Raw genomic sequence first — 23,112 nt, 5'->3', positions numbered from 1 at the left:
CGGTGATCCGCCGGAACTACCGTTCCCGCCCGGTCAGCCCCGATCTGGAGATCGTCGTGACTGCGGTCGCCAGGTTGCCTACCGCATCGCGACAGGTTGACCGGCCGCGACCGGTGGCCGGATGCCGCCGGCCAGCACGCCGCCGATCAGTAGCCCGAGCCCGACGGCCTGGCAGAGATTCAGCACCAGGGCTATCCCCGCATTGATGACGCCGAACTCCGTCGCGGACGGGTCGGTGCGCAGCAGCGTGGGGATCAACGCCAGCCACGCCACGTTCGCCAGGACTCCGATCAGCAGCACGCCGCAGCCCGCGACGGCGAGGCCCTTGGCCAGCCGGGAAAGCCGGTCGCGACGGGCCGCCACCAGGATGAGACCCACCACCAGCACCAGCAGGACGGGTACCTGCATGACGCCCTGCACGAGCACGAACTGGACCTGGTCCCCGGACACATCGCCTCCGATCCTTGGCACGACGACGGACACGCTATCCCGCACGAGCAAGCAGATCCTGCGGTGGGAGCCCGGGATCGTGGTCCGGGGGACCTCTACCGTGGCGTGGCGCACGCCGGACACGGGGCGGGTCAAGAGCAGGCAGCCGGCCGCCAACTACGCTTCACCGGCCGCCGCCGATCCCGGTACTCAGTCCGCGGCGGGCAGCGTTTCCGGTTCGTCCACGGCACAGCGAAAGCCGAGATGACCGCTTGCGCTGTCCGGGGTGTTGTGGGTACGCGCGGCAACACGGTACCTGTTGCAGTAGGAGACGTGGCACAGGTAGGAGCCGCCACGCATCACCCGGCTGTTTCCCGCGGACGGTCCCCGAGGATCGATCCGCGTGGCGTCCGACGGCTCCGCGTGCCAGTCGGCGTCGAACCAGTCCGCACACCACTCCCAGACGTTTCCTGACATGTTGTAGAGGCCGAACCCGTTCGGACGGTAGGCGTCCACCGGCGCCGTCCCGAGGTATCCGTCCTCGCCGGTGTTCCTGGTCGGGAAACGGCCCTGCCACGTGTTGCACCGATGCTGCCCGCGCGGGGTGAACTCGTCCCCCCAGGGGAACCGCTTGCGGACCAGGCCGCCACGGGCGGCCTTCTCCCATTCCGCCTCCGTCGGCAGCCGCTTGCCGGCCCAGCCGGCGTACGCGGTCGCGTCGGCCCAGGAAACGTGCACCACCGGGTGGTTGCTGCGTCCGCCCACGTGCGAACCCGGACCTTCCGGGTGCCGCCAGTCCGCCCCCTGCACGCCCAGCCACCATGGCGCGTCCGGAACCCGGGCATCCATCACCGCACCTCGCGCCCGCTCCCCCACCAACTGGTGGAACACGAACGACCAGCCGAATCGTTCGGCCTCCGTCACATACCCGGTGGCCTTCACGAACGCGGCGAAGGCTGCGTTGCTCACTGCCTTCGAGTCGATACGGAAGGCCGATACGTGCACCTCCCGCACCGGTCCTTCCCCGTCCGCAGGAATTGCATCCTGGTCGTCGCCGCCCATCCAGAACGAACCGGCCGGGATCGCTATCATGCTCTTCGCCACCCGGACGGAGTCCCGTTGCGGGATGTCGAAGTCGAACGTCGCCATCGTCGGGTGCCCTGGATCTCTGCCCGGTCCGCAGCACGAACTCAAGGTCACGCCTCCCCTCTCCACCGCACGCCGTGGTTTCTCCCACCGTGCCACAGGTGGAAGCCCGCTCCCTGCTCAGCGGGGTGCTGGTGCGCTACCCGCCGTACGGGTCCGGTCGCGGGGTACGACACCGACCCGCTGTGCCCAGTGCTGGTACTCGGTAGCCAGTTCAGCGACAGGGCCGGGACGACGCTGAGCGAGATCGGTCGACTCGGAGCGGTCGGCGGCGACATCGTACAGGCCCCATGGTCCGGGGTGCTCGCGGACCAGCCTCCACCGCCCCCGGCGTACCCCGGCATTGCCGAGGTGTTCCCCGCACAGGGTCACCTCCGGTAGCCGCTCGCCGCGCAGGGCGGGCAGCATGCTGCGCCGCTCGGGCGGCAGCACCCCCTTCCCGCCGTACCCGCGCGGTCGGGTCCCAGACCGTACTGCTCAGATGCCAGTTGCCCGACATCCCGGTGGCGTACCCGGCGTCGCGGAGCGCGCCCACGAGCGGCACCGGAGGACGCCGGACATGACCTCTTGACGGAGCAGAAATCTCTCCGTAACGTCGGCGACGATCTTCTTCATACGTATTAAAGAGGCTATCGACATGACGACGCCACGTCGGCGAGCTACCCAAGTCGACATCGCCCGTCGCCTCGGCGTGTCCCAGGCGACGGTGTCCCTGGTGATCAGCGGTGGGCCGGCGAGCGCGAACGTCGCCGAGCAGACCCGGCGGGCTGTGCTGGAGGCAGCGGTCGAACTCGGCTATGCGGTGAACCCCGTGGCACGAAGCCTCAAGGGTGGCCGCAACCGGTTGCTCGGCGTGTTCACCTTCGAGCCGGTCTTCCCCGTAGATCAACGGGACTTCTACTTCCCGTTCCTGCTCGGCGTCGAGGGGGCCACCGCCGAGTACGGCTACGACCTCCTGCTGTTCAGCTCAGCGACCGCCGGCGGTGATCGCCGCATCTACGCCGGCGGGGTCAACCGGCTCAAGTTGGCCGACGGCTGCGTTCTGCTCGGACGTCATCTCCACCACGACGACCTGACGGCGCTGCTGCGCGAGGACTTCCCGTTCGTCTTCATCGGTCGGCGCGAGGTGCCCGGCCAACAGCTGTCCTATGTGGCGGCCGACTACGTCGGCGCGACACGCGCAGCGGTGCAGTCCCTGGTGCGCCTCGGACACCGCCGGTTCGCGTACTTGAAGGCGACCGACGACAAGGAATGGTTACGGGATCGCGAGGCGGGTTTCCGGGCAGGGCTCGCCGCTGCCGGGATCCCAGGTGACGACGTCGTGATCCATCCGCCGGACGAGGAGCCCGCCGACATCACCCGCGCCCGGTTCGAAGATTGGCTCGCCGCGGGCATCACGGCGGTCCTGGTGGAGCACAGCGAAGAGGACAGCGCCATCCTCGCCGTGGAGCGGGCGGCCGCCGAGGCAGGCGCGAGCATTCCGCAGGACTGCTCGGTCTTCCTTCTCGGTGACCCGCCGTTGGTCCACGCGACCGCCCGCGACTGGACCCGGTTCAGCATCCCTCGGGAACAGATGGGTCGCGAAGCCGTACGCCTGCTGCTCGAACTGCTCGACACCGAGGTCGGAGAGCACCGGCAGATCTATCTGGACTGTATCCAGGTCCCGGGCGACTCGGTGTCGGCACCGCCCTCGACGGGAGTGACGAGATGATCGAACGCGATACGGCACCGGCGTGGTTGACCAGACGACAGGCGATCGCCGCCGGGTTGGGTGCGGCTACCGCCATCCTGGCCGCGACGCCGTCGGCGGCCCGCGAAAGCCTCCGGCGCACCGATGCAGGATTCCTGGATCCGACGACGCTGTGGTCCCGTGGCGAGAACGGATGGGTCGACTTCCGGGTGCACGCCGTGGACGTGACGCCGAAGGGCACAGTGCTGGCCTTCAGTGAGGCGCGCTTCGGTTCCAGCTCCGACGATGGCCCGAAGGATCTGGTACTGCGGCGCAGCACCGACGGCGGTCGGACCTGGGGTTCGACGCGGTACCTCGAACACCATGACGGCGGCGCCTGGGCCAATCCCACACCCGTGGTCGACCGGCGCACCGGACGCATCACGCTCTTCTACGCGCTCAACGAAAAGGGCGAGTCCTCGAGGGTCTTCCGGCGCACCTCGACCGACGACGCCCGCACCTGGAGCGACCCGGTCGAGGTGACGGACCTGTTCGCCGCGAACGGGCGCGGATGGACGTTCCACCTACCCGGGCCGGGCCGCGGCATTCAGCTCGCCAGCGGTCGGCTGCTGGTCGAGGTCTGGCATCGGCGGACGCTGAGCCTGCCTGCCGCCGAACGCGACTACGGCGCGAGCGTCATCTACAGCGACGACGGCGGCCGGAGCTGGGCCGGTGGCGGCGTCGTGCCGGACCCTGCGGGGCTCGGCCTGGACGAGGCGCGGATCGCGCAGCTCGGCACGGGCGAGGTGCTGGTGCACTCCCGGCTGGCCGGCGGGGTGAGCAACACCAGCCGTGCCGTGGCCCGTAGCCGCGACGGCGGTCGGACCTTCACCGAGGCCGTCATCGAGACGAACATCGCCCCGCACGCGGGGATCGCGGCCGGCCTCGCCGCCCGGGTCGACCGGCGCGGCGTCGAGCGCATCGTCTACACCAGTCCCGTGGCCGGCACCGCACGGGAGACCTTGTACGCGCGGATCAGCTACGACGGCGCCACGTCGTGGTCGTGGGGTCGGGTCGTCGACGGCGCGCGGGCCGGCTATTCCGACCTCGTATGGCTGAGCGACGGCGAACTGCTCGTCCTCTACAGCAGGCTGGGGCAGACCGGAGTCGAGACGCAGGACGTCGTGGCCGCCCGGTTCGACCTGGCCTGGCTCACCGAGGACCGCGACGGCGCCCACCACGGGCCGACGGAGCCGCACAGGCTCTACCAGGTGGAGGGACTGCGCGTCGAAACGTCGATCCCGCGGGCGCCGATGGTCCTCGACGCGGCGGCGGCCGGCTCCGCGGTGGCCCACATTCCGGCGGTGGCCCACGGTGACGGGTACGCCGTGACGATCGTGCCAGCCGTGACAGGTCCCCGCCGTCTGCGGTGCCGCTTCCGCACACCGCAGAAAGCGAGCGGCGGCGACGTCGCCGTCACGGTGGACGGTCGCCGCAGGGGCGGCGTCGTCACCACCTCATCCGGCAACCCCTTCCTGGACGCCGACCTGGGACTGATCACCGTCCGCGCGAAACGGCCGGTGCGCGTCGAGTTCGCCGCGGCCGGTGCAGGTCCCGACGGCACATACACGTTCCAGGTCGATTCGATCCGGCTCGACCCGCCCGGCAGGACGTAGCAGAACTTCACACCCCCATCCGGCACATTCGCTATCGCCACGGAGGCATGGTGCAAAAGGTCATTCACTATGAGCGCGGCCTGGAGAAGTTCAAGCCGTTGCGCAACATCGTCACCTACGACGACTTCGACAAGGGCTTCAACGGGTGGCTGGACCTGACGCCCAACTTTGTCAACGACGACTACCGGCATTACCCCTCGGAAGTGGACCTGGCGAGTTGGGCACCGTCGATGATCAGCGCGGCGCCGATGCGGTTCGCCGCCACGCACGGGTCGATGGAGGGCACGTACTCGCTGAAGCTGAACACCAGGCCGGTCGCCAACCGGTACGAGGAGAAGCCGGCCAACGGCAGCATGGGTGTCGCGTTGAAGCGGCTGTCGAACTTCGACCCGACGATGCGGTACATCCAGATCGAGGCGTGGTACGCGTACACGCCGCAGCAGGACCGGCTCGGTTTCGGCGAGGAGGACATCCGCGCGTTCGGGTTCTACTTCGACCTGCAGGACGCGCAGTACCGCTGGATGCCGGGAATGCGGTACGTGAACTCCGTCAACGGCACGCTCACCAAGAAGTGGCAGTACTGGCGGGTGGCCGACGGGGTGACGAAGAAGGACTGGTGCTACGGCCGCGAGGACGGCTGGCAGCGTCCCGGGATCGACAACCTCTGGTACGGCCGCCGCTACCCCGACGGCTCGGCGGACGCCTTCCAGTGGGTGCCCGACGGCGAGCAGGACCTGCTCTACAACGAGAGCCCGGACAAGCTCAACTGGCTCTATTTCCGGCTGCTCGTCGACTACCAGCGGCGCGAGTACGTCGAGATGCAGAGCATGGACCGCACGTTCGACCTGCGTGGACTGTCACCGACGCTGACCGAGCCGTACAAGAACATCACCAACCTGATCAACCCGATCTTCTTCGTCGAGACCGACACGGACCGATCCGTGAATCTCTTCCTCGATTCCGTCGTGTACTCCACGGACTGACCGCTGCCGGCCAACCGTCGTTCCACTGGGAAAGGTTCTTCGTGCTCACATTCGCTACTTCCGTGATCGAACGCCGTCTCACGATCACCGCCGACCACGCCACCCATTCCTACGAAGCGGGTTGGGCCGGCGAAGCGGTCTTCTTCGTCCAGGTCGAAGGCGACCACCCGGATCTGTCCGTCCAGGCACAGATCTCGCCGGACGGGCTGCACTGGGTCGACCGGGGCGACCCTCGGGTGATCGCGGCGGGCGAGAAGATCGCCGCGATCGAACTGACGAACTTCGGTGGGTGGCTGCGGCTGGCGTTCAGCGGCGCCACGCAGCAGCAGCCGGCAACCGTCCTGGTCCATCTCGCCCTGAAGGGATGACCCGCAGGCGGCCACGCTTCCGGGCCCGATAGTGAACCTTTTTCAACCTCCCCTTGCGGTCCGTCGAAGCGCGAGGTCGGACGCGGTGTGTGAGCGCCGCGCGGTTCAGGTTGAAAAAGGTTCAGTGACAAGAAGGAGGAGAGAAACTTATGTTTCCCCGGCTGGTCCGGCGACTCGGCCTCATGGTCTTCACCGTCTGGGGGACTCTGAGCCTCACCTTCGTTATCCTGCGGCTCGCCCCCGGCAATCAGGCCACCGTCCAGTTGGGGCCGGAGGCCACCGCCGCAGAAGTAGACGCACTACGTGAAGAGCTCGGACTCAACCGGCCGATTTTCGCGCAGTACCTCAGCTACCTGCGCGAAGCCGTCACCGGTGACTTCGGAGAGTCGTACCGCTTCCACGAGTCCGCGATGACGGTCATCCTCGACCGCCTCCCGGCCACCATCCTGCTCACGGCGACGGCGACGCTGCTGGCTCTGGTGCTCGGACCGCTGCTGGGCATCCTCGCCGGCCGCGCGCCGGGACGGCTCGCCGACCGGGCGATCTCCGCCGTCACCCTGGTGATGCAGGCGCTTCCGTCGTTCTGGTCGGGCATCATGCTGATCCTGCTGATGGCGCTGACCCTGCGGCTGCTACCCAGTGCGGGGTCCGGAGACGCCCGGCATCTGGTGCTGCCGGCGATCACCCTCGCCATCCCGTTCACCGCGCTGGTGGCCCGGATCACCCGCAGCAGTCTCGCGGAGGTCACCAGCGAGCCGTACATCCTGACCGCCCGGTCGAAAGGTCTGTCCGAGCGGACGGTGCTGGCCCGCCACGCCGTACGCAACTCGGTGATCCCGGTGGTGAGCATCGTGGCGCTGCACATCGGCACCCTGATGGGCGGCGCGGTGATCGTCGAGCAGGTGTTCGCCTGGCAGGGCGTCGGCTCGTTGCTGGTCAGCGCCGTCGGCAACCGCGACTACGCCATCGTGCAGGGGGCGACCGTCCTCATCGCGATCGTCGTCGTGGCGCTGAACCTGCTCGCCGACGTCCTCAACGCCCGGCTGGATCCCCGTATCCGGGCGGGGGTGGCGTCGTGACCGAGCTGGCCAGCGCAACCGGACGAAGGACGGGAGGCGACGGATGACCGCGCTGGAGCTGGCGCAAAGCCCGGTCACACCGGTCCCGGTGACGGCTGCCCGGACCAGGGTGGGCCGGGCAGTGCAGGCCATCCCGATGGTGGTCTTCGGGCTGTACGTGCTGGTCGGCGCCGTCGGCCCGCTGATCATCGACTACTCCCCCGTACGCGGCGACCTCGACGACCGGCTGCTCAGCCCCGGCTCGGTCACCAGCGACGGCAGCACGGCGTTCTTCGGCACCGATGCCCTCGGCCGGGACCTGCTCGGCCAGGTGGTGTACGGCGCCCGCACGTCGATCGTGATCGGGCTGCTCGTGGTCGCCTTCAGCGGACTTGTCGGCATCGCCCTCGGCACGTTCGCCGGGTACCGGCGAGGGATCACCGACGTGGCGGTCTCCCGCGTCATCGACGTGCTGGTCGCGTTCCCGGGCATCCTGCTGGCCATCGTCATCGCCGGCGTCTTCGACCGGAGCCTCATGATCGTCGTCATCGCGCTCACCGTCACCAACTGGGTCAGCTTCGCCCGCCTGTCGCGGTCCATGGCGATGAGCCTGCGCGAGCGGGACTGGGTCAGGTCGGCGACCGTGATGGGGCTGCCCCGGCGGACCATCGTGACCCGGCACATCGTGCCCTTCCTCGCCGGGCCCGCGCTCGCGCTGGCGACGACCGAGTTCGCCGGCGCCATTCTCGCCGAGGCGAGCCTGAGCTTCCTCGGGCTGGGCCTGCCGCCCTCCTCCGTTTCCTGGGGACAGACGATCGCCTCCGGCAAGGAGTACCTCGCCAGCGCCTGGTGGATATCCACCATCCCCGGCATCGCCCTCGCCCTGCTCGTCATCAGCGTGGGATTCACCGGAGACCTGTTCACCCGCCACGTCGGCCGCCGGCAATGACGACACACGACACCACCGCACACACCCCCATCCCCGCAGCACAGCCAAAAGCAGCACAGTAAGGAGCACGACGATGAGGTCTATCCGGCTCGCCGCCATCGCGACAACGGCGGTCCTTACCCTGACAACAACCGCCGCATGCGGCGCAGACGACAACTCCGGCGGCGGCAGCGGCGGCCAGCTCGTCGTGGCCGGCCAGTTCCCAATCGAGTCGATCGACCCGAACGGCAAGCTCGCCATCGACGGCGGCACCGGTCTCGCCTCGTTGCAGCTGTACGCCCCGCTGCTGGCGACGGTCGGACCCGGCGAGTTCCAGGGCGTCGCGGCCGAGAAATGGGAGTCGAACAACACCGCGACACAGTTCACCTTCACCTTGAAGGACGGGATTACGTTCTCCGACGGCTCTGCGCTGACCGGCAAGGACGTCGCGGCGTCGTTCACCCGCACCGTGGAGGCGAAGAGCCCGTTCTCGGCGAACTTCGTCAACGTCGCTGTCGAGTCGACCGATGACACGGTGACGTTCAAGCCCGCCGAGCCCGACCCGGCGCTGCTGGCGAAGCTGACCGGACTGAGGATCACCCCGGCGAGCGCCACCGAGGACAGCTACACGGGTACGCCGGTGACGTCGGGCCCGTTCAAGGTCAAGTCGTTCAGTCCCGGCGGGGACCTGGTGATCGTCCCCAACGAGAAGTTCTGGGGAGACAAGCCGAAGGTGGACCAGGTGACCATCCGGTCCATCCCTGAGGTGGCGGCCAGGGTCACCGCCCTGCAGACCGGCGAAGCGGACATCATCTGGGGCATCCCCGATGACCAGGTGACCCAGCTACGCAGCAACTCCGACATCAAGTTCACGACCGCCGACGGGAGCGGGGTCATGACGATGTGGATGAATGCCTCGACGCCGGCGCTGAACAAGGCCGAGGTTCGGCGGGCCCTGTGGCAGGCGGTGAACTTCGACAAGATCATCAAGGCGCTGTACCCGGAGAGTGGCCAACCCGCCGACTCGGTGCTGGCGCCGACGGTCTTCGGCTACGCGCCGCAGAAGCCGGTCGGCTACGACCCGCAGGCGGCGAAGCAGGCACTCGTCGACGCCGGGTTCGACTTCAACACCACCCTGCGCTTCCACTTCTCCCAGACGCAGTTCAAGCAGTGGGTGGAGTCGGTCGTCTCCGACCTGGCCGCCATCGGGGTCAAGGTCGAGGCCTTGCAGAAGGAGCAGGCCGTCTACACCGAGGACCTGCTGAACCTGAACTGGGATATCAACATCCAGCAGGTCGGCACGCTCGGCCTGGACGCGTCGTACAACCTGGGCAGGCTCTACACCTGCGCGGCGAAGCGGACCGGGTACTGCAACCCGGATCTGGACGCACTGCTGAAGAAGGGCAACACCTCCACCGATCAGGAGACGCGCAAGCAGGCGTACGGCGACGCGACCGCGCTGATCTGGAACGAGGCGGTCGGCATGTACCCGATGTTCGTCAAGGTCGTCTTCGCCGCCCGGTCCGGCGTCTCCGGACTCGCACCCACCCTCGAAAGCCTGCCGCCGCTGAACACGGTCTCGGTTGATGATTGACCGGCACCAGCCGACGAGTGTGACGGCAGTAATGTCCACCCAGCTGCCCGCGGCGTCGCAGCCATCGGCCGCGGCGACGCTGCGGGTCCGGGACCTGTCGATCCGGCTGCCCGGCCCCCGCGGCATGGCCACCGTGGTCGACGGCGTCTCCTTCGACATCGCGCAGGGTCGCACCACGGGTCTGATCGGCGAGTCCGGCAGCGGCAAATCGCTCACCGCGATGGCCCTCGTCCGCCTCACCCCGGACACCGCCGTGCTCAGCGGGCAGGTGCTGCTCGGCGAGGAGAACCTGCTTCGGGCCGGCCCCACCCGCATCCGGCAGGTCCGGGGCCGGGAGATCTCCGTGGTGTTCCAGGACCCGTCGACCGCGCTGAACCCGACGATGACGATCGGCGACCAGGTCGGCGAGATCCTGTGGGGACGCGGACTGTCCCGACGCCAGGCCCGCCAGCGTGCCGTGGAACTGCTCGACCATGTCGGCATCCCCGATCCGGGCAACCGGGTCCGCGCCTACCCGCACGAGTTCTCCGGCGGGATGCGGCAACGTGCGATGATCGCGCTGGCGCTGGCCGGCGGGCCGAAGATCATCCTCGCCGACGAGCCGACCACCGCGCTGGACGTCACCGTGCAGGCCCGGATCCTGGACCTGCTCGCCCGGCTGCGCGACGAGGACCGCCTGTCGATGCTGCTCGTCAGCCACGACCTGCGGGTGATGTCGCACGTCGCCGACGACCTCGTCGTCATGTACGCCGGCCGGGTCGCCGAGAGCGGACCGGCGAAGGCCGTACTCCGCCGGCCGCTGCACCCCTACACCGCCGCGCTGGTACGCAGCGTCCCGTCCGTGCACAAGCCGACCGCGATCGCCGACCCGCTGCCGGGCAGCCCGGCGAACCCGTTCGACCGACCCGCCGGCTGCCCGTTCCACCCGCGCTGCCCTCGCGCCGAGGACCGTTGCCGGGCCGAGGTGCCGGCACTGCGCGAGGTGGTACCGGGACGGCTCAGCGCCTGCCACTTCGCGGAGGAGTCGCCGTGACCACCGCCACCGGACTGCAGATCACGGATCTGACCGTGACGTACCCCGGGCCACGCAGCGGTGGGCTCGGCCGGCGGACGACGATCACGGCGGTACGCGACGTGGCCCTCGAGGTCGCACCGCAGGAGACGGTCGCCCTGGTGGGCGAATCCGGCTCCGGGAAGTCGACGATCGCCCAGGCCATCGTGGGACTCGTCACACCGGCCTCGGGGAGCATCCACTACGACGGGAAGTCCCTGCTGGGCCGGCGATCCGGCGACCGCGGCATGCGGCGCACCATTGCCATGATCTTTCAGGATCCCCGGTCCTCGCTGAACCCCCGGCTGTCTGCCGAGGCCTCCATCGCCGAAGCCTGGCAGGCACACCCGGAGACGGCCCCGGACGGCGTGCGCCGCAACCCCCGCCGCCGCCGCGACGCTGTGGTCGACCTGCTCGCCCAGGTCGGTCTGGACCCCGACGTCGCCGGCAAACGCCCGACCGCACTCTCCGGCGGCCAATGCCAACGCGTCAGCATCGCCCGGGCACTCGCCCTCAACCCGCGGCTGCTCGTCTGCGACGAGGCCGTATCCGCCCTCGACGTCTCCGTCCAGGCGCAAGTGCTGCAACTACTGGTGAAGGTACGCCAGGCCCGGTCGCTGTCGATGCTGTTCATCACCCACGACCTCGGTGTGGTGCGCCAGGTCGCCGACCGCGTCCTCGTGATGCGCCGCGGCGAGATTGTCGAGAACGCCGAAGCACAGACCCTGTTCACCGCACCACGACACGACTACACCCGAGAACTCCTCGCGGCCGCCGTCGACCTCGACGCGGCCGACTGAGGCTCCCCGGTACCACGCACCAGTCCCATCCATACCAACCCACCGAATGGAGCAGGACGCAGTGACCGATCGAATCAACCGCCGCATGATGATCCGTTCCGCCGCCGCGGCAGGTGCCGCCGGCATCGGCGGACTCGCACTCACCCGGCCGGCACACGCCGAAACCCCACCGCCGAGCCTGGTCGACGCCGATGGATCCCCGGTGCTCACCCCGCAGCAGTTCGGCGCGGTCGGCGACGGCGAGGCCGACGACACCGCCGCCATCCAGGCCGCCATCAACGCCGCCCGCACCCAACGGAACAAGATCGTCGTGCTCCCGCCGGGGCTCTACAAAGTCACGTCGACGATCGTCGTCGGCGACCACGAATACGACACCCCGGGCGCCCACCTCAACCGGTTCGTGCTGCGCGGCTACGGCATGTTCGGCGAGGAGTCGTCAAAGATCGTCTTTCATCACGACGGCGTCGGCATCCGGTGGGAGGCATCGCTGGGCGGCATCCACGGCGTCGCGTTCGACGCCCCGGTGAAGACGGCCAGCAACGTCGGGATCCACGTCGCGCGCCGGGCGAACACCGACGACACCGACATCACCATCGTCGAATGCTCGTTCCTGCGCTTCCACACCGCCGTCCAAAGCGTCGGGCGGGGTTTCCTGTTCACCAAGAACAAGGTCGCCGTCTGCACGAACGGCATCAGCATCTCCTGGCCCACCGAAGGGATCCAGGGCAGCGGCGTACACGTGCTGCCCTACGGTACGCGCAAGTGGATCATCACCGACAACCACTTCCACTCCAACTTCGACGCCATCATTTTCAACGGACCCCCGGACGGCGACTTCCGCGGCGCTGTCATCAGCAACAACCTGCTCGACATCGGTCGGCGGCTGTTCAAGGGCAGCCTCACCAACTCCACCATCACCGGCAACGTGATCGAGAACGGCACCGGCAACGCCGTCATCCAGATCGACTCCGGCGGACACAACCTCACCATCACCGGCAACATCATCGGCGGGTTCGACACCGACCCCGGGGCCTGGGAGCCGCCCCGCTACGCGATCCACTTCACCAGCGGGGTATCCGCGAAAAACGTCACCATCTCGGCGAACTCGTTCAACTGGATCCGCGCCTCCGCCATCCGGTTCGACCAGTCCGTGGACAAGGTCAGCATCACCGACAACTCATTCGACCACTTCAACCTCGTCAAGGCGGCCGGCCACGGCGCCGTGCACCTCGGCGCGGACGCCACCAGACTCGCCGTCCTCGGCAACGTCCTGTCGGCCAACCCCAACGGGCAACCCGGGGTCAACGTCGTCGGCACCCTGCGCGAGTCCAACATCGTCGGCAACACGTTCGAGCAGGACGCACTCGTCGCCGCCGGGACGATCGGCCCCGACTCCTACGTGGAGACCGAACCGGGCAGGTTCAGCAAGCTCCAGGTGGCCGCCGCGAAAGCCGCCGCCGTACGCGTCCTCAGCACCGCCACCGGCGGCATCACGGCCGGCGACAGCTACGGCGGCTACCTCGTCGAAGGCGCACTGGCCGACGGCTCCGGGCCGGGCGTCAAGGGCGGCGTCGAGGTGGTCGCGGTCAACGCATCCGGATCTGCGGCCACCAACCTGCTGTGCTCCACCACCAACACCAACGAGGTCGTCGCCTTCCAGGCCAGCGTCGCCGGGCTCATCCCCCCGACCGACAACGCCCGCGACATCGGCAGCCCCGACGCACAGATCCGCACCGTCTACACCCATGCCACCCGCCTGCACCCGTACACCGTCAAGACCCTGCCGCCCGCCGCCAGCAACACCGGCGCAATCATCCACGTCAGCGACGGCCACGGCGGCAAACCCTGCCTCGCCATGTCCGACGGCACGTCGTGGCAGCGCGTGCCGCTCGGCAACGCCATCAAGTAGGAAACGCAGTGGACGGCACGACATCGGCCGCATGATGCCGCAACGCGGCGATCTACCAGGGGTGAACCGGTCCTTCGCCAACGCCTACGCCGGCGGGACCGGCGACATCACCGGGCTGCGCAGCCGGATCTACCGCCTGTCGCCGCTCGGCATCGACGCCATCTGGATCTCGCCCTGGTTCGACTCGCCGCCGCGCGACGCAGGCCACGACGTGGCCGACTGTCGTGCCGTCCACCTCCGCTACGGATCCGTCGAGGAAGCTCGCGAGCTGGTCGAGGAGTGCCCGCATCGGCCGCGACCGCCGACGGATCGACGGGCCGGCCCGGGCGGGGTCTAGCCGCGGGGTATGACGCCGACCCGCTGCGCCCAGCGCTGGTACTCGGTGGCCAGCTCGACGACGAGGCCGGGGTGTCGCTGGGCAAGATCGTTCAGCTCAGAACGATCGGCGTCCATGTCGTACAGCTCCCACGGCTGCGAGTGCTCGCGGACGAGCTTCCACCGCCCCCGGCGTACCGCGGCGTTGCCGAGGTGTTCCCAGAACAAGTCGGAATCCGGTCCCGACTCTCCCCGCAGGGCGGGCAACATGCTGCGCCCCTCGGGCGGCAGCACCTCCCGCCCCCGGTACTCGCGCGGGTAGTCGACGCCGGTAGCACCGGACAAGGTAGGTAACACATCGGTGAGCTGGAACGGCGTCCGGACCATCCGACCGCCGGCCAGGCCGCCCGCAGGCCAGTGCGCGAGAAACGGGGTGGCGACACCGCCCTCGTGCACCCACCGCTTGTACAGCCGGAACGGGGTGTTGGACAGGTTTGCCCACGCGACGCCGTAGCTGGCGTAGGTGTCCTCCGGGCCGGGGTCGATGCCCGGATCGTTGCCGACCCGCAACTGCGCGCCGTCCCGGGTGGCGGCCGGGATCGTCGCCCGCCTGCTGCGGAACTCCTCGGGGTCACCGAGCGGCAGCTCCTCGGCGCAGCCGCCATTGTCGGACAGGAATATCACCACGGTGTCGTCAAGGACGCCGGAGCACGCCAGTTGGTCCAGGATCCGCCCGACGCCCCGGTCCATCCGCTCGACCTGGGCGGCGTACACCTGCATGCGGCGTGCCTCCCACGCCTTGTGCGGCACCGCGGACCACGGCGGCTGTGCCGGGTCCCGCTCGGACAGTGGCGACTCCGCGCCGACCAAGCCTTCGGCACGCAGCCGCTCCAGCCGGCGGCCGCGCAGCTCGTCCCAGCCCGCCTCGTAGACACCGTCGTACCCGGCGATGTCCTCCGCTGGGGCGTGCAGCGGCCAGTGCGGCGCGGTGTAGGCGACGTAGGCGAAGAACGGACGGTCGGCGGTGGCCTGCCGGCCGACGAACTCCACCGCGTGATCGGTGATCGCGTCGGTGTAGAAGAACCGCGGATCGCGGGCCTCGGCGCTCGCATCCGCCTCGCCCCGGCGCAGCGTCCCCGGGTCGTAGTAGCTGCCGCAGCCGCTGAGCGTGCCGAAGAAGTCGTCGAATCCCCGCCGCGTCGGCCACGAGTCGGACGGCTCCCACACCGACCCGCTCAGGTGCCACTTACCCGACAGGCTCGTGGCGTAGCCGGCGTCCCGGAGCAGTTCGGCGATGGTGACGCAGCGGTCGTTGAGGCTACCCGGGTACCCTCCGGGCCGGTTGGGGCTGGCCAGGACACCGATCCCGGTCTGGTGCGGGTGCAACCCGGTCAGCAGGGACGCGCGCGACGGACTACACCGCGCCGTGTTGTAGAACTGCGACAGCCGCACCCCGGACCGCCCCAGCCGGTCAAGGTTCGGCGTACGGATCTCGCCGCCGTAGCACCCGATGTCCGAGTACCCGAGGTCGTCGGCGACGATCAACACGACGTTCGGCCGCTTCATGGTTCATCCTCTACGAGTCGCCCGGGCCGGGGCTGATCCGGTGAACTATCCCCTCGGCCGCAGCCATGCGGCCGTGTCCGGCCCGAGCGGGTCGGGCGTCGCGTCGATGGTGTCGCTGCGCAGGAGCGGAACCGCGCCCGCTGGCACCGGCACCTCGGTGGCGCCGAAATTGACGATGCACTCGAGGGCCGGCCCGCGCCGGAAGTGCAGGACCGAATCGGATCGGACCACCCACTCAAGCTCCGGTGCGGCACCCAGGTTCCGGCGGATCCGCAGCGCCCTCGCCACCAGGTGGTACATGGAGGTCGGGTCGTCGAGCTGGCTCTGGACCGAGTGTGTCTCCCAGCCGTGCGGCTGCGGGAGCCACGGGTCCGCGGAACCGAACCCGGCACCCTTCGGGTCCAGCGTCCACGGGAGCGGAACCCGGCAGCCGTCGCGTCCCCGGCGCCGCCCGCCGGAGCGGGTCCAGATCGGATCCTGGATGCGGTCGACGGGGATGTCCATGTGGTCGGGCAGGCCGAGTTCCTCACCCTGGTAGAGGTAGGCCACGCCGGGCAGGGCGAGCATGAGCAGGATCGCGGCCCTGGCCCGGCGCCGGCCCAGCTCAATGTCGACCGGTCCGAGCTCGTGGCCGGATCTGCCCGGCTGCTTCCGGGTGTCCGCACGCCCGTAGCGGGTCACCGTCCGTTCCACGTCGTGATTGGACAGCACCCAGGTCGGCGGTGCCCCGACCCGGGACATCGCGTGCAAGGTGGACTCGATGACCGAGGACAACTCGCCGGCGTCCCAGGCGGACTGCAGAAACGGGAAGTTGAAGGTGGTGTGGAGCTGGCCCGGCGCCACATAACGGGCCAGCCGCTCAGAATCGGCGACCCATGCCTCCGCGACGAAGATCCTTGGTGGGTCGTACTCGCCGGCGAGCGTTCGCCAGTCACGGTAGATCGCATGTACCCCGTCGCGGTCCCGGTGCGGATGGTCCGGCACGTTCGTGAGGACGAGCAGGTCCTCCTCCCGGTAGCCCAGGTCGGGATAGCCAGGGTGCTTGACCAGTCCGGTGGCGACGTCGATGCGGAACCCGTCGACACCGCGGTCGAACCAGAACCGCAGGATGTCCAGGAACTCTCGGTGTACCTCGGGATCTGACCAGTTCAGGTCGGCCTGGGTGGGGTCGAACAGGTGCAGGTACCACTGTCCGGGCTCTCCGTCCGCCTCGGTCACCCGCTGCCAGGCGCTGCCGCCGAAGGTGCTGCGCCAGTCGTTGGGCGGCAGCTCACCGCCGGGCCCACGCCCGTCCACGAAGTGGTACCTGGCGCGCTCCGGTGAGCCGGGTGGGGAAACGAGCGCGGCCTGGAACCAGGGATGGTCGGTAGAGGTGTGGTTCGGCACGATATCCAGGATGACCCTCAAGCCGTGCTGGTGTGCCTCCCCGATGAGCAGCTCGGCCTCCCGCAGGTCACCGTAGGTCGGGTCGATGGCGCGGTAGTCGCGTACGTCGTAGCCGCCGTCGTTGTTGGGCGAGGCGTACCAGGGGGTGATCCAGATGGCGTCGACACCGAGCTGCGCGAGGTAGCCGAGCCGGCTGCGGATTCCGGCGATGTCGCCGATGCCGTCGCCGTCGCCGTCCGCGAACGACCGGATGTATATCTGGTAGATGGCGGCGGTGCGCCACCACTGCGCGTCAGCCATCCGAGGTACCGATCAACTCATGCTCCACGGTGGATAGAAACCGCCGTAGGTCGGCGGTCTCGTCGTCGTCGAGGACCCGCTGCGGCGGGGCCAGGTCCGCCGGACACAGGCCACGCAGCGCCAGCGTCGCCTTGACCACCGGAACACCCGGCCGGACGCTGTGGATCTTCATCAGCCGCACGATCCGCTCCTGGGCACGAGCGGCCCGCACGTCGTCGTCGCCACGATGGGCGGCGACCAGCTCGACGGCGACGCGCGGCGCGATGTTCGCGATGCCGGGCGTGATTCCGTCCGCGCCTGCGGCCAACGCGTCGTACAGGTACTGTTCGGCGCCCTGGCTCACCCCGAAGTCCGGTCGGCCGCGGGGTACCTCCAGCCATTGGGCGAGGACGGCCGCATCGCCGGAGCTGTCCTTGACGCCGACGACGTGCGGCATCTCGGCCAACGCCCGGATCGAGCCGGCCGCCAGCGGAGAGGCGTATCTCGGTGTGTTGTAGGCGATGACGGGAAGGGACGCCGCGCGGGCCGCGTGGTAATGCGCGGCGATGTCGCGCTCGCTGTGCTGGAAGTAGAACGGTGGGCTGAGTACCAGCGCATCGGATCCGGCCGCGGCGGCGGCCTCTGCCCGCAGCAGCGACTCGCGGGTCCCGGCGGCGGAGACGTTCACGACGACAGTTCCCCCTGGCACCCGCCGCTTCCACTGCCCGACGGCGTCGGCCAGGAACTGGCCGATGGACTGCGTGTCGAACAGCGGCCCCTCGCCGTTGGTGCCCAACAGCATGATCTTCGTGATGCCGGCGGCGGCCAGCGCGTCGAAGTACCCACAGCCGGCGGCGAAATCCGGACCGCCGTGCCCGCCGATCGGAGTGACGGCCGGGACGACCACGCCGCCCAGCAGATCCTTGCCAGACAGCGCCATCAGTAACCCCGAACCTCTGGCCAGCCGAGCTCGACGCCGTCGGCGGCCAACGTGCCCTGGAACATCCGCAGGTGCTGCTCCTTGCGGCGGACGTCGTGCGGCTCCACCGCCTCGCGGTGGCAGTACGCCACCAGCGAGCCCGCTGCCTCGCCGATGTTCCACTCCACCGGGTGCAGCCGGTAGCAGCCGTTGGTGATGTGTGTGGTGCCGATGTTCTTCCCGGCCGGTAGCAGGTTGCGGATCCGCACCGGCAGTAGGGCGCCGAGTGGGATCTGGAAGGGACAGCTGGCGATGTCGATGTAGTTGTCTCCCCCGGTCGAGGGGTGCAGGTCGATCCGGTACATGCCGATCCCGACGGTGTCGTCGTACGCCACCGCGCCCGCGTCGCCCCGGACGGCGAGGGAGAGGTCCTGTTCGACGACGGTGTACTCGGCGCGGATCCGCCGGGACTCCCGGATGTACGGTGCCGCGGCGAATCCGTCGACGGTGTCCATCACGTCCGGCCGCAGCCGCAGCCCCGGCCATCCCTGGCCGCCGTCCGGTCGTGGCGCCTCGGTCTGCAGCCAGTAGAGCATGCTGGCCGACAGTTCCCGGGCGCCGCGCAGATGGTGTTGCTTCTCCTCCTCGCCGACCCCGATCAGCGGGCCGTCCAGGTAGTCGATCATCGGCCAGTTCACCAGGGTCACGTCGCTGGTGACGAAGCCCGGCTCGTACAGCTCACGGGCGACCACCCGGCGGAACTCCCACAGCTCGCGGTCGCCGGGATCCTGGCTCTGGTCGGCGACCACCTGCCCGGAACGCGCGTTCGGGGTGAAGGTGCGGGTCAGCGGCGCGAGCGTCCGGGGGTCGGGCGCGGTCAGCCCGATCTGCGGCCCCGGCCAGTACGCCGGGCGGTAGCCGCGCCAGTAGTCGTACCGGGCCGGGCGCTCGATCACGTGGTCCTCGCCCTCCCGGTGCTCGACGGCGAAGACCCACGAGACTGCCTGCATGTTGTCCGGCTGTGCCACCTCGGGCCCGCTCGGCTCGCCGGTCTCGTGCCGGGACTCGAATCCCGTCACGTGCTCCACGTCGGCCAGCGGCAACACGTCACCCAGCTCGGTGGCGTCCAGGTAGTACGGGCTGACGATGTGTACCCGGCCGGCGTCGGCGCGTTCCACGGTGATGCCGGTGACCCGGTCACCGCGCAGTTCCACCGCGACCGGCCTGGTCCGGAGCAGGATACGCAGCCGCCCGCTGCTCAGGTACGGGTCGACGAGGGACCGCAGCACAGCTCCGCTCACCCTCGGCTCGTGGCACAGCGGGCCGACCCGACCCAGTCCCGGGTTGAGCCGGGGGTCGTTCCTCGCCGCGACGGTGAGGGGGTACCACCGACGGTAGTAGTCCCGGACGGCGGACCGGTATCTGCGGTACGAGGCGGTACAGCCGAACTGCTCGATCCATCTGTGCTCGTCCGGCGGCACTCCCTGGCTGGTGAACTGACCACCGATCCGGTCGGTCTCCTCGGTCAGCACCACCCGCAGCCCGCGCCGCAGCGCGGCGAGCGCCGCGGCGACGCCGCCCACGCCGCCACCGATGATGGCAAGATCGACGTCCGCAATCTGCGACTCCAATGTGCTCCGTTCCATCGTCTTGGGTGTCACGCGCCCTCTAGGTCGAGGGCGGCGTCGAGCAGGGTCCTGGTGTAGGGATGGGTGGGCTGGTCGAACAGGTCGTCGGCGCCGGCGGTCTCGACCAGCCGACCGTGCTGCATCACCGCCACCCGGTCCGCGATCTGGCGGACCACGCCGAGGTCGTGCGTGATGAACAGGATGGCGAGCCCGCGGGAGGCCCGCAGGCTGACCAGCAGGCGCAGGATCTGGGACTGGACGGAGACGTCGAGGGCGGAGACCGCCTCGTCGCAGACCAGCAGGCGCGGCCGCAGCGCGAGGGCGCGGGCGATGCTGACCCGCTGGCACTGCCCGCCGGACAGCGACGGCGTGCGCCGGGCCGCGATGCCGGCGTCCAGGCCGACGTCGTTCAGCAGGTCCTCGATGGCGGCGTCCCAGGTCCGGTCGGTGGGCGCGACCGACCGGTGGGTACGCCAGGCCTCGGTGATGATGGCGCGGACCGTCATGCGCGGGTTGAGCGAGGCGGCGGGGTCCTGGAAGACCATCTGGACGGCGCGGCGGGTCGCCGGAGTGCGGGTGCCGACCGGGCCGACCTGGACGCCGTCGAACCGCACCGTGCCCCGCTGCGCCGCCTGCAGGCCGACGACGCAGCGGGCAACCGTGGTCTTGCCCGAGCCGGACTCGCCGACGACGGCGAGTGTCTCGTCAGGACCTACCGTGAGCGACACGCCGTCGACGGCGTTCGGCTTGAGGCCGCGCCGGCGCTCCCGCCGGGTGCCGAAGTTGACCACGAGGTCGTCGACCTCCAGCAGCGCGGGCTGCCCCGTGGCGGTCACGTCGCCTCCTCGGGAAAGTGGCAGGCGACCTGCCGGCCGGTGGCGAGGTGCCGCAACTGCGGCACCTCGGTGCGGCACCGGTCGCGAGCCTTGGGACACCGGGGATGGAACGGGCATCCCGGAGGCCGTTCGGCCGGGTTCGCCGGGCTGCCGGGCAGCGGGTCGGCGATGGCCGTCTTGTTGCGCACCGCCGGGACGCTGACCACCAGCGCCCTGGTGTAGGGGTGCGCCGGCCGGTTGAACACCTCGCGGCTGGGGCCGATCTCGCACACCCGGCCGGCGTACATCACGACGACCTCGTCGGCGACGTGCGCCATCACCCGCAGGTCGTGGCTGACCAGCAACATGGCCATGCCCTCCTGCTCGCGGATGCGCTTGAGCAGCCCCAGGATCCGGGCCTGGACGGTGACGTCGAGCGCCGTCGTCGGTTCGTCGGCGAGGATGAGCTGTGGCGAACCGGCGAGTGCGGTCGCCACCATCGCGCGTTGCCGCAGGCCGCCCGAGTACTGGTGCGGGTACTGGGCATGCCGCGTTTCCGGATCGGGCACCCCCACCCGGTCGAGCAGGTCGATCACGGCCCGACGTACCTGGCTGGCCGGCATGCCGCCACGGCGGAGGATCTCTCCGACCTGCCGGCCGATCGTCTGCGTCGGGTTCAGCGCGGACTGGGGGTCCTGGAAGATCATGGCGATGCTGTGCCCGCGCAGCCGGCGCCGGGCCTTCTCCGGCATCGCCACCAGGTCCTCGCCATGCCACCAGATCCGGCCGGAGGCCGTGCCACCGGCCGGAAGCAGGCCGATGATCGCCGAGGCGGTCATCGTCTTGCCGCTGCCCGATTCCCCGATCAGGCCGGTGGTCCGGCCCGCGTCGACGGCGAACGACACGTCGTCCACCACCCGGACCGGACCCGCCGGGCCGGGCAGCTCGATCGACAGATGCTCGATCCGCAACAGCTCCGCCGAGCCACCGTCGGGGCCGGGCTCGCTCGGTGCCGGGTCGGCGACCGGGGAAGTCGGGAGCGGCTTCACCGTGCGTCGCTGCCGATCCGTACCTTGGCGAAGTCCGGTACGCCGTCCATCGGGAGCGTGAAGTCCTGCAGCGCCTTGCTCCGGGCGTACGGGATCTGGACGAACATCGGGTACATGCCGACGGCGTCGTCCCAGATAATCTTGGATGCCTGTGCGTACAGGTCCTGGCGTTTGGCGGTGTCGCTGGTCGAGCCGGCCTGGGTGAGCAGGTTGTCCAGCTCCGCGTTGCAGTAGCCGGTCCGCTTGGCCGCGCAGGTGTACAGCCGGCCGAGGTTGGTGGCCGCGTCGAAGCCGGCGGTACCGAGTTGCTGGATGTTCAGGTCCCAGTTGAGCGCCAGCAGATCCTGGAGGAAGACCGCGGACTCCTTCTGGGTGGGGTCGACCTTGACGCCGATCTTGGCGAGGTCGCTCGCCACCGCATCGGTGAACTGCTGGAACTGCGGCTGCGAGAACTGGAACCGGATCGTCTGCCCGTAGTCCCAGCCGGCCGCGTCCAGCGCCGCCTTGGCCGCGACGGGGTCGTACTTGACCGGGGTCTGCGGCGCGTAGCCGAGCACGTTGGTGCCGATCACCGAGTTGGCGAGAGTGCCGGTCTCCGGGTACAGCGACTTGATGATCGTCTCGAAGTCGACGGCCTGCCACAGGGCCCGCCGGACGGCCGGGCTGGTCAGCCCCTTCGCCGAGCTGTTCATCCACATCGTCACCACGGCGCCGCCATCCAGCTTCTCCACGGCGAGGTCCGGGTCGCTGCGCAGGGCCGGAATCTGGTCGTCCGGCATGGCCCAGGTGAGTCCGACCTCGCCGGTCTTCAGCGCGGTCATCCGCGCCGAAATCTCCTGGATGCTGCGCAGCTCCAGCCGGTCCAGTTGCGGCTTGCCCGCCCAGTACTTCGGGTTGGCACCGAGGACGAGATTCTGGCCGGGGGCGAACTGCTGGAGGACAAAGGGTCCGCTACCGACCGGTTTCTCCCAACCCGCCTTGTCCTGGTTCGCCGGCGTCACGTAGAACGTGATGAGCTTGCCGAGCAGCGCGGGATCCGGGCCCTTGCCGGTGATGACGACCGTGTCCGTGCCATCGACCCTGGCCTGGTGGTCCTTGAAGTTGACCGCCATCGGGCCGGCGAGCTTCACCACCCGGTTGAACGAGGCGACCACGTCCGCGCCGGTGACCGGGGACCCGTCGGAGAAGGTGACGTTGTCGCGCAGGTTGAAGGTCCACTCGGAGGCGTCCGCGTTGGTCTGCCACGACTCGGCGAGGACACCCTCGAACTGGCTCTTGCCGACGATCCGCACAAGTGGGCTGAAGATGGCCTTGGCGGCGATCTGGGTACCGTTGTCCATTGCGGACGCGCCGTGCGGATCGAGATTCTCGATCGGGAACTGGACGGCGACGGCCAGTTCCTGCGCGACGTCGCCGCCGTTCTCGGACCCGCCGGAGGTGGTGGTACAGCCGACGAGCCCGACGAGTGCCAGGGCCGCGGCGGCGAGGACCTCCGTACGCATCCGTCGCTGTAGCGTCATTGCATCTTCTCCTGGGTTAGGGGG

At 69.5% G+C, this 23,112-nt stretch carries 21 protein-coding genes; 11 read left to right on the top strand and 10 right to left on the bottom strand.

Annotation, left to right across the window (positions count from 1 at the left end; genetic code table 11):
* Positions 1-78: 78 nt before the first annotated feature.
* The 3 genes from ACQEVC_RS27545 to ACQEVC_RS27535 form a co-directional block, all read right to left on the bottom strand.
* Positions 79-450, bottom strand: coding sequence for a hypothetical protein (locus ACQEVC_RS27545; RefSeq protein ID WP_432882979.1), 372 nt, complete (start codon positions 448-450; stop codon positions 79-81).
* A 189-nt stretch (positions 451-639) separates the two neighbouring features.
* On the bottom strand, positions 640-1,521 hold the full coding sequence (locus tag ACQEVC_RS27540; RefSeq protein WP_432891714.1) for a formylglycine-generating enzyme family protein: 882 nt from the start codon (positions 1,519-1,521) through the stop codon (positions 640-642).
* A gap of 174 nt (positions 1,522-1,695) precedes the next feature.
* Positions 1,696-2,007: a hypothetical protein gene (locus ACQEVC_RS27535; RefSeq protein ID WP_432882976.1), complete on the bottom strand. Its 312-nt coding sequence runs from the start codon at positions 2,005-2,007 to the stop codon at positions 1,696-1,698.
* A gap of 205 nt (positions 2,008-2,212) precedes the next feature.
* Here ACQEVC_RS27535 and ACQEVC_RS27530 point away from each other — a divergent pair, with 205 nt between their 5' ends.
* The 11 genes from ACQEVC_RS27530 (at position 2,213) to ACQEVC_RS27480 (ending at position 13,948) form a co-directional block, all read left to right on the top strand.
* A complete protein-coding gene (locus ACQEVC_RS27530; RefSeq protein ID WP_432882974.1) occupies positions 2,213-3,286 on the top strand; it encodes a LacI family DNA-binding transcriptional regulator in 1,074 nt (357 codons plus the stop codon).
* Entirely contained in the window at positions 3,283-4,920 is a 1,638-nt protein-coding gene (locus ACQEVC_RS27525; protein WP_432882971.1) for a sialidase family protein, read from the top strand. Before ACQEVC_RS27530 ends, ACQEVC_RS27525 begins: the two co-directional genes overlap by 4 nt.
* Positions 4,921-4,967: 47 nt before the next feature.
* Positions 4,968-5,903: a DUF6772 family protein gene (locus ACQEVC_RS27520; RefSeq protein WP_432882968.1), complete on the top strand. Its 936-nt coding sequence runs from the start codon at positions 4,968-4,970 to the stop codon at positions 5,901-5,903.
* 62 nt (positions 5,904-5,965) lie between these two features.
* Positions 5,966-6,271 (top strand): DUF6385 domain-containing protein, encoded by a 306-nt coding sequence (locus tag ACQEVC_RS27515; protein WP_432882966.1) that lies wholly within the window; start codon positions 5,966-5,968, stop codon positions 6,269-6,271.
* Positions 6,272-6,420: 149 nt separating this feature from the next.
* The gene (locus ACQEVC_RS27510; RefSeq protein WP_432882963.1) at positions 6,421-7,350 is read left to right on the top strand and encodes an ABC transporter permease; all 930 of its coding nucleotides are present in this window, start codon (positions 6,421-6,423) and stop codon (positions 7,348-7,350) included.
* A gap of 43 nt (positions 7,351-7,393) precedes the next feature.
* Positions 7,394-8,278: an ABC transporter permease gene (locus ACQEVC_RS27505; protein WP_432882960.1), complete on the top strand. Its 885-nt coding sequence runs from the start codon at positions 7,394-7,396 to the stop codon at positions 8,276-8,278.
* A 73-nt stretch (positions 8,279-8,351) separates the two neighbouring features.
* Positions 8,352-9,851 carry an ABC transporter substrate-binding protein gene (locus tag ACQEVC_RS27500; protein WP_432882957.1) on the top strand — a complete coding sequence of 500 codons (1,500 nt, stop codon included), beginning with the start codon at positions 8,352-8,354 and terminating at the stop codon, positions 9,849-9,851.
* A 31-nt stretch (positions 9,852-9,882) separates the two neighbouring features.
* Entirely contained in the window at positions 9,883-10,884 is a 1,002-nt protein-coding gene (locus ACQEVC_RS27495; RefSeq protein WP_432882954.1) for an ABC transporter ATP-binding protein, read from the top strand.
* Positions 10,881-11,702, top strand: a complete 822-nt coding sequence (locus ACQEVC_RS27490) for an ATP-binding cassette domain-containing protein (protein ID WP_432882951.1) — start codon at positions 10,881-10,883, stop codon at positions 11,700-11,702. Before ACQEVC_RS27495 ends, ACQEVC_RS27490 begins: the two co-directional genes overlap by 4 nt.
* An 85-nt stretch (positions 11,703-11,787) precedes the next feature.
* The gene (locus ACQEVC_RS27485; protein ID WP_432882949.1) at positions 11,788-13,611 is read left to right on the top strand and encodes a glycosyl hydrolase family 28-related protein; all 1,824 of its coding nucleotides are present in this window, start codon (positions 11,788-11,790) and stop codon (positions 13,609-13,611) included.
* Between the two features lie 31 nt (positions 13,612-13,642).
* Entirely contained in the window at positions 13,643-13,948 is a 306-nt protein-coding gene (locus ACQEVC_RS27480) for an alpha-amylase family glycosyl hydrolase (protein WP_432882946.1), read from the top strand.
* On the opposite strand, the gene ACQEVC_RS27475 is transcribed toward ACQEVC_RS27480, so the two are convergent.
* The 7 genes from ACQEVC_RS27475 to ACQEVC_RS27445 are packed head-to-tail and all read right to left on the bottom strand — an operon-like array spanning position 13,945 to position 23,088.
* Positions 13,945-15,492, bottom strand: a complete 1,548-nt coding sequence (locus ACQEVC_RS27475; RefSeq protein ID WP_432882943.1) for an arylsulfatase — start codon at positions 15,490-15,492, stop codon at positions 13,945-13,947. The genes ACQEVC_RS27480 and ACQEVC_RS27475 overlap by 4 nt on opposite strands.
* A gap of 45 nt (positions 15,493-15,537) precedes the next feature.
* Positions 15,538-17,178 (bottom strand): glycoside hydrolase family 13 protein, encoded by a 1,641-nt coding sequence (locus tag ACQEVC_RS27470; protein ID WP_432882940.1) that lies wholly within the window; start codon positions 17,176-17,178, stop codon positions 15,538-15,540.
* Positions 17,171-18,097, bottom strand: coding sequence for a dihydrodipicolinate synthase family protein (locus ACQEVC_RS27465; protein WP_432882937.1), 927 nt, complete (start codon positions 18,095-18,097; stop codon positions 17,171-17,173). Before ACQEVC_RS27465 ends, ACQEVC_RS27470 begins: the two co-directional genes overlap by 8 nt.
* On the bottom strand, positions 18,097-19,722 hold the full coding sequence (locus ACQEVC_RS27460) for an FAD-dependent oxidoreductase (protein ID WP_432882935.1): 1,626 nt from the start codon (positions 19,720-19,722) through the stop codon (positions 18,097-18,099). Before ACQEVC_RS27460 ends, ACQEVC_RS27465 begins: the two co-directional genes overlap by 1 nt.
* 11 nt (positions 19,723-19,733) lie before the next feature.
* On the bottom strand, positions 19,734-20,540 hold the full coding sequence (locus ACQEVC_RS27455; protein ID WP_432882932.1) for an ATP-binding cassette domain-containing protein: 807 nt from the start codon (positions 20,538-20,540) through the stop codon (positions 19,734-19,736).
* Entirely contained in the window at positions 20,537-21,568 is a 1,032-nt protein-coding gene (locus ACQEVC_RS27450) for an ABC transporter ATP-binding protein (RefSeq protein ID WP_432882929.1), read from the bottom strand. Before ACQEVC_RS27450 ends, ACQEVC_RS27455 begins: the two co-directional genes overlap by 4 nt.
* On the bottom strand, positions 21,565-23,088 hold the full coding sequence (locus tag ACQEVC_RS27445) for an ABC transporter substrate-binding protein (protein ID WP_432882926.1): 1,524 nt from the start codon (positions 23,086-23,088) through the stop codon (positions 21,565-21,567). The genes ACQEVC_RS27450 and ACQEVC_RS27445 overlap by 4 nt, the downstream gene beginning before the upstream one ends.
* Positions 23,089-23,112: the final 24 nt, after the last annotated feature.

Source organism: Plantactinospora sp. CA-294935, assembly GCF_050936445.1.
In the GTDB taxonomy this organism is placed as follows: domain Bacteria; phylum Actinomycetota; class Actinomycetes; order Mycobacteriales; family Micromonosporaceae; genus Plantactinospora.
This window is presented reverse-complemented; position numbering and strand designations above follow the sequence as displayed.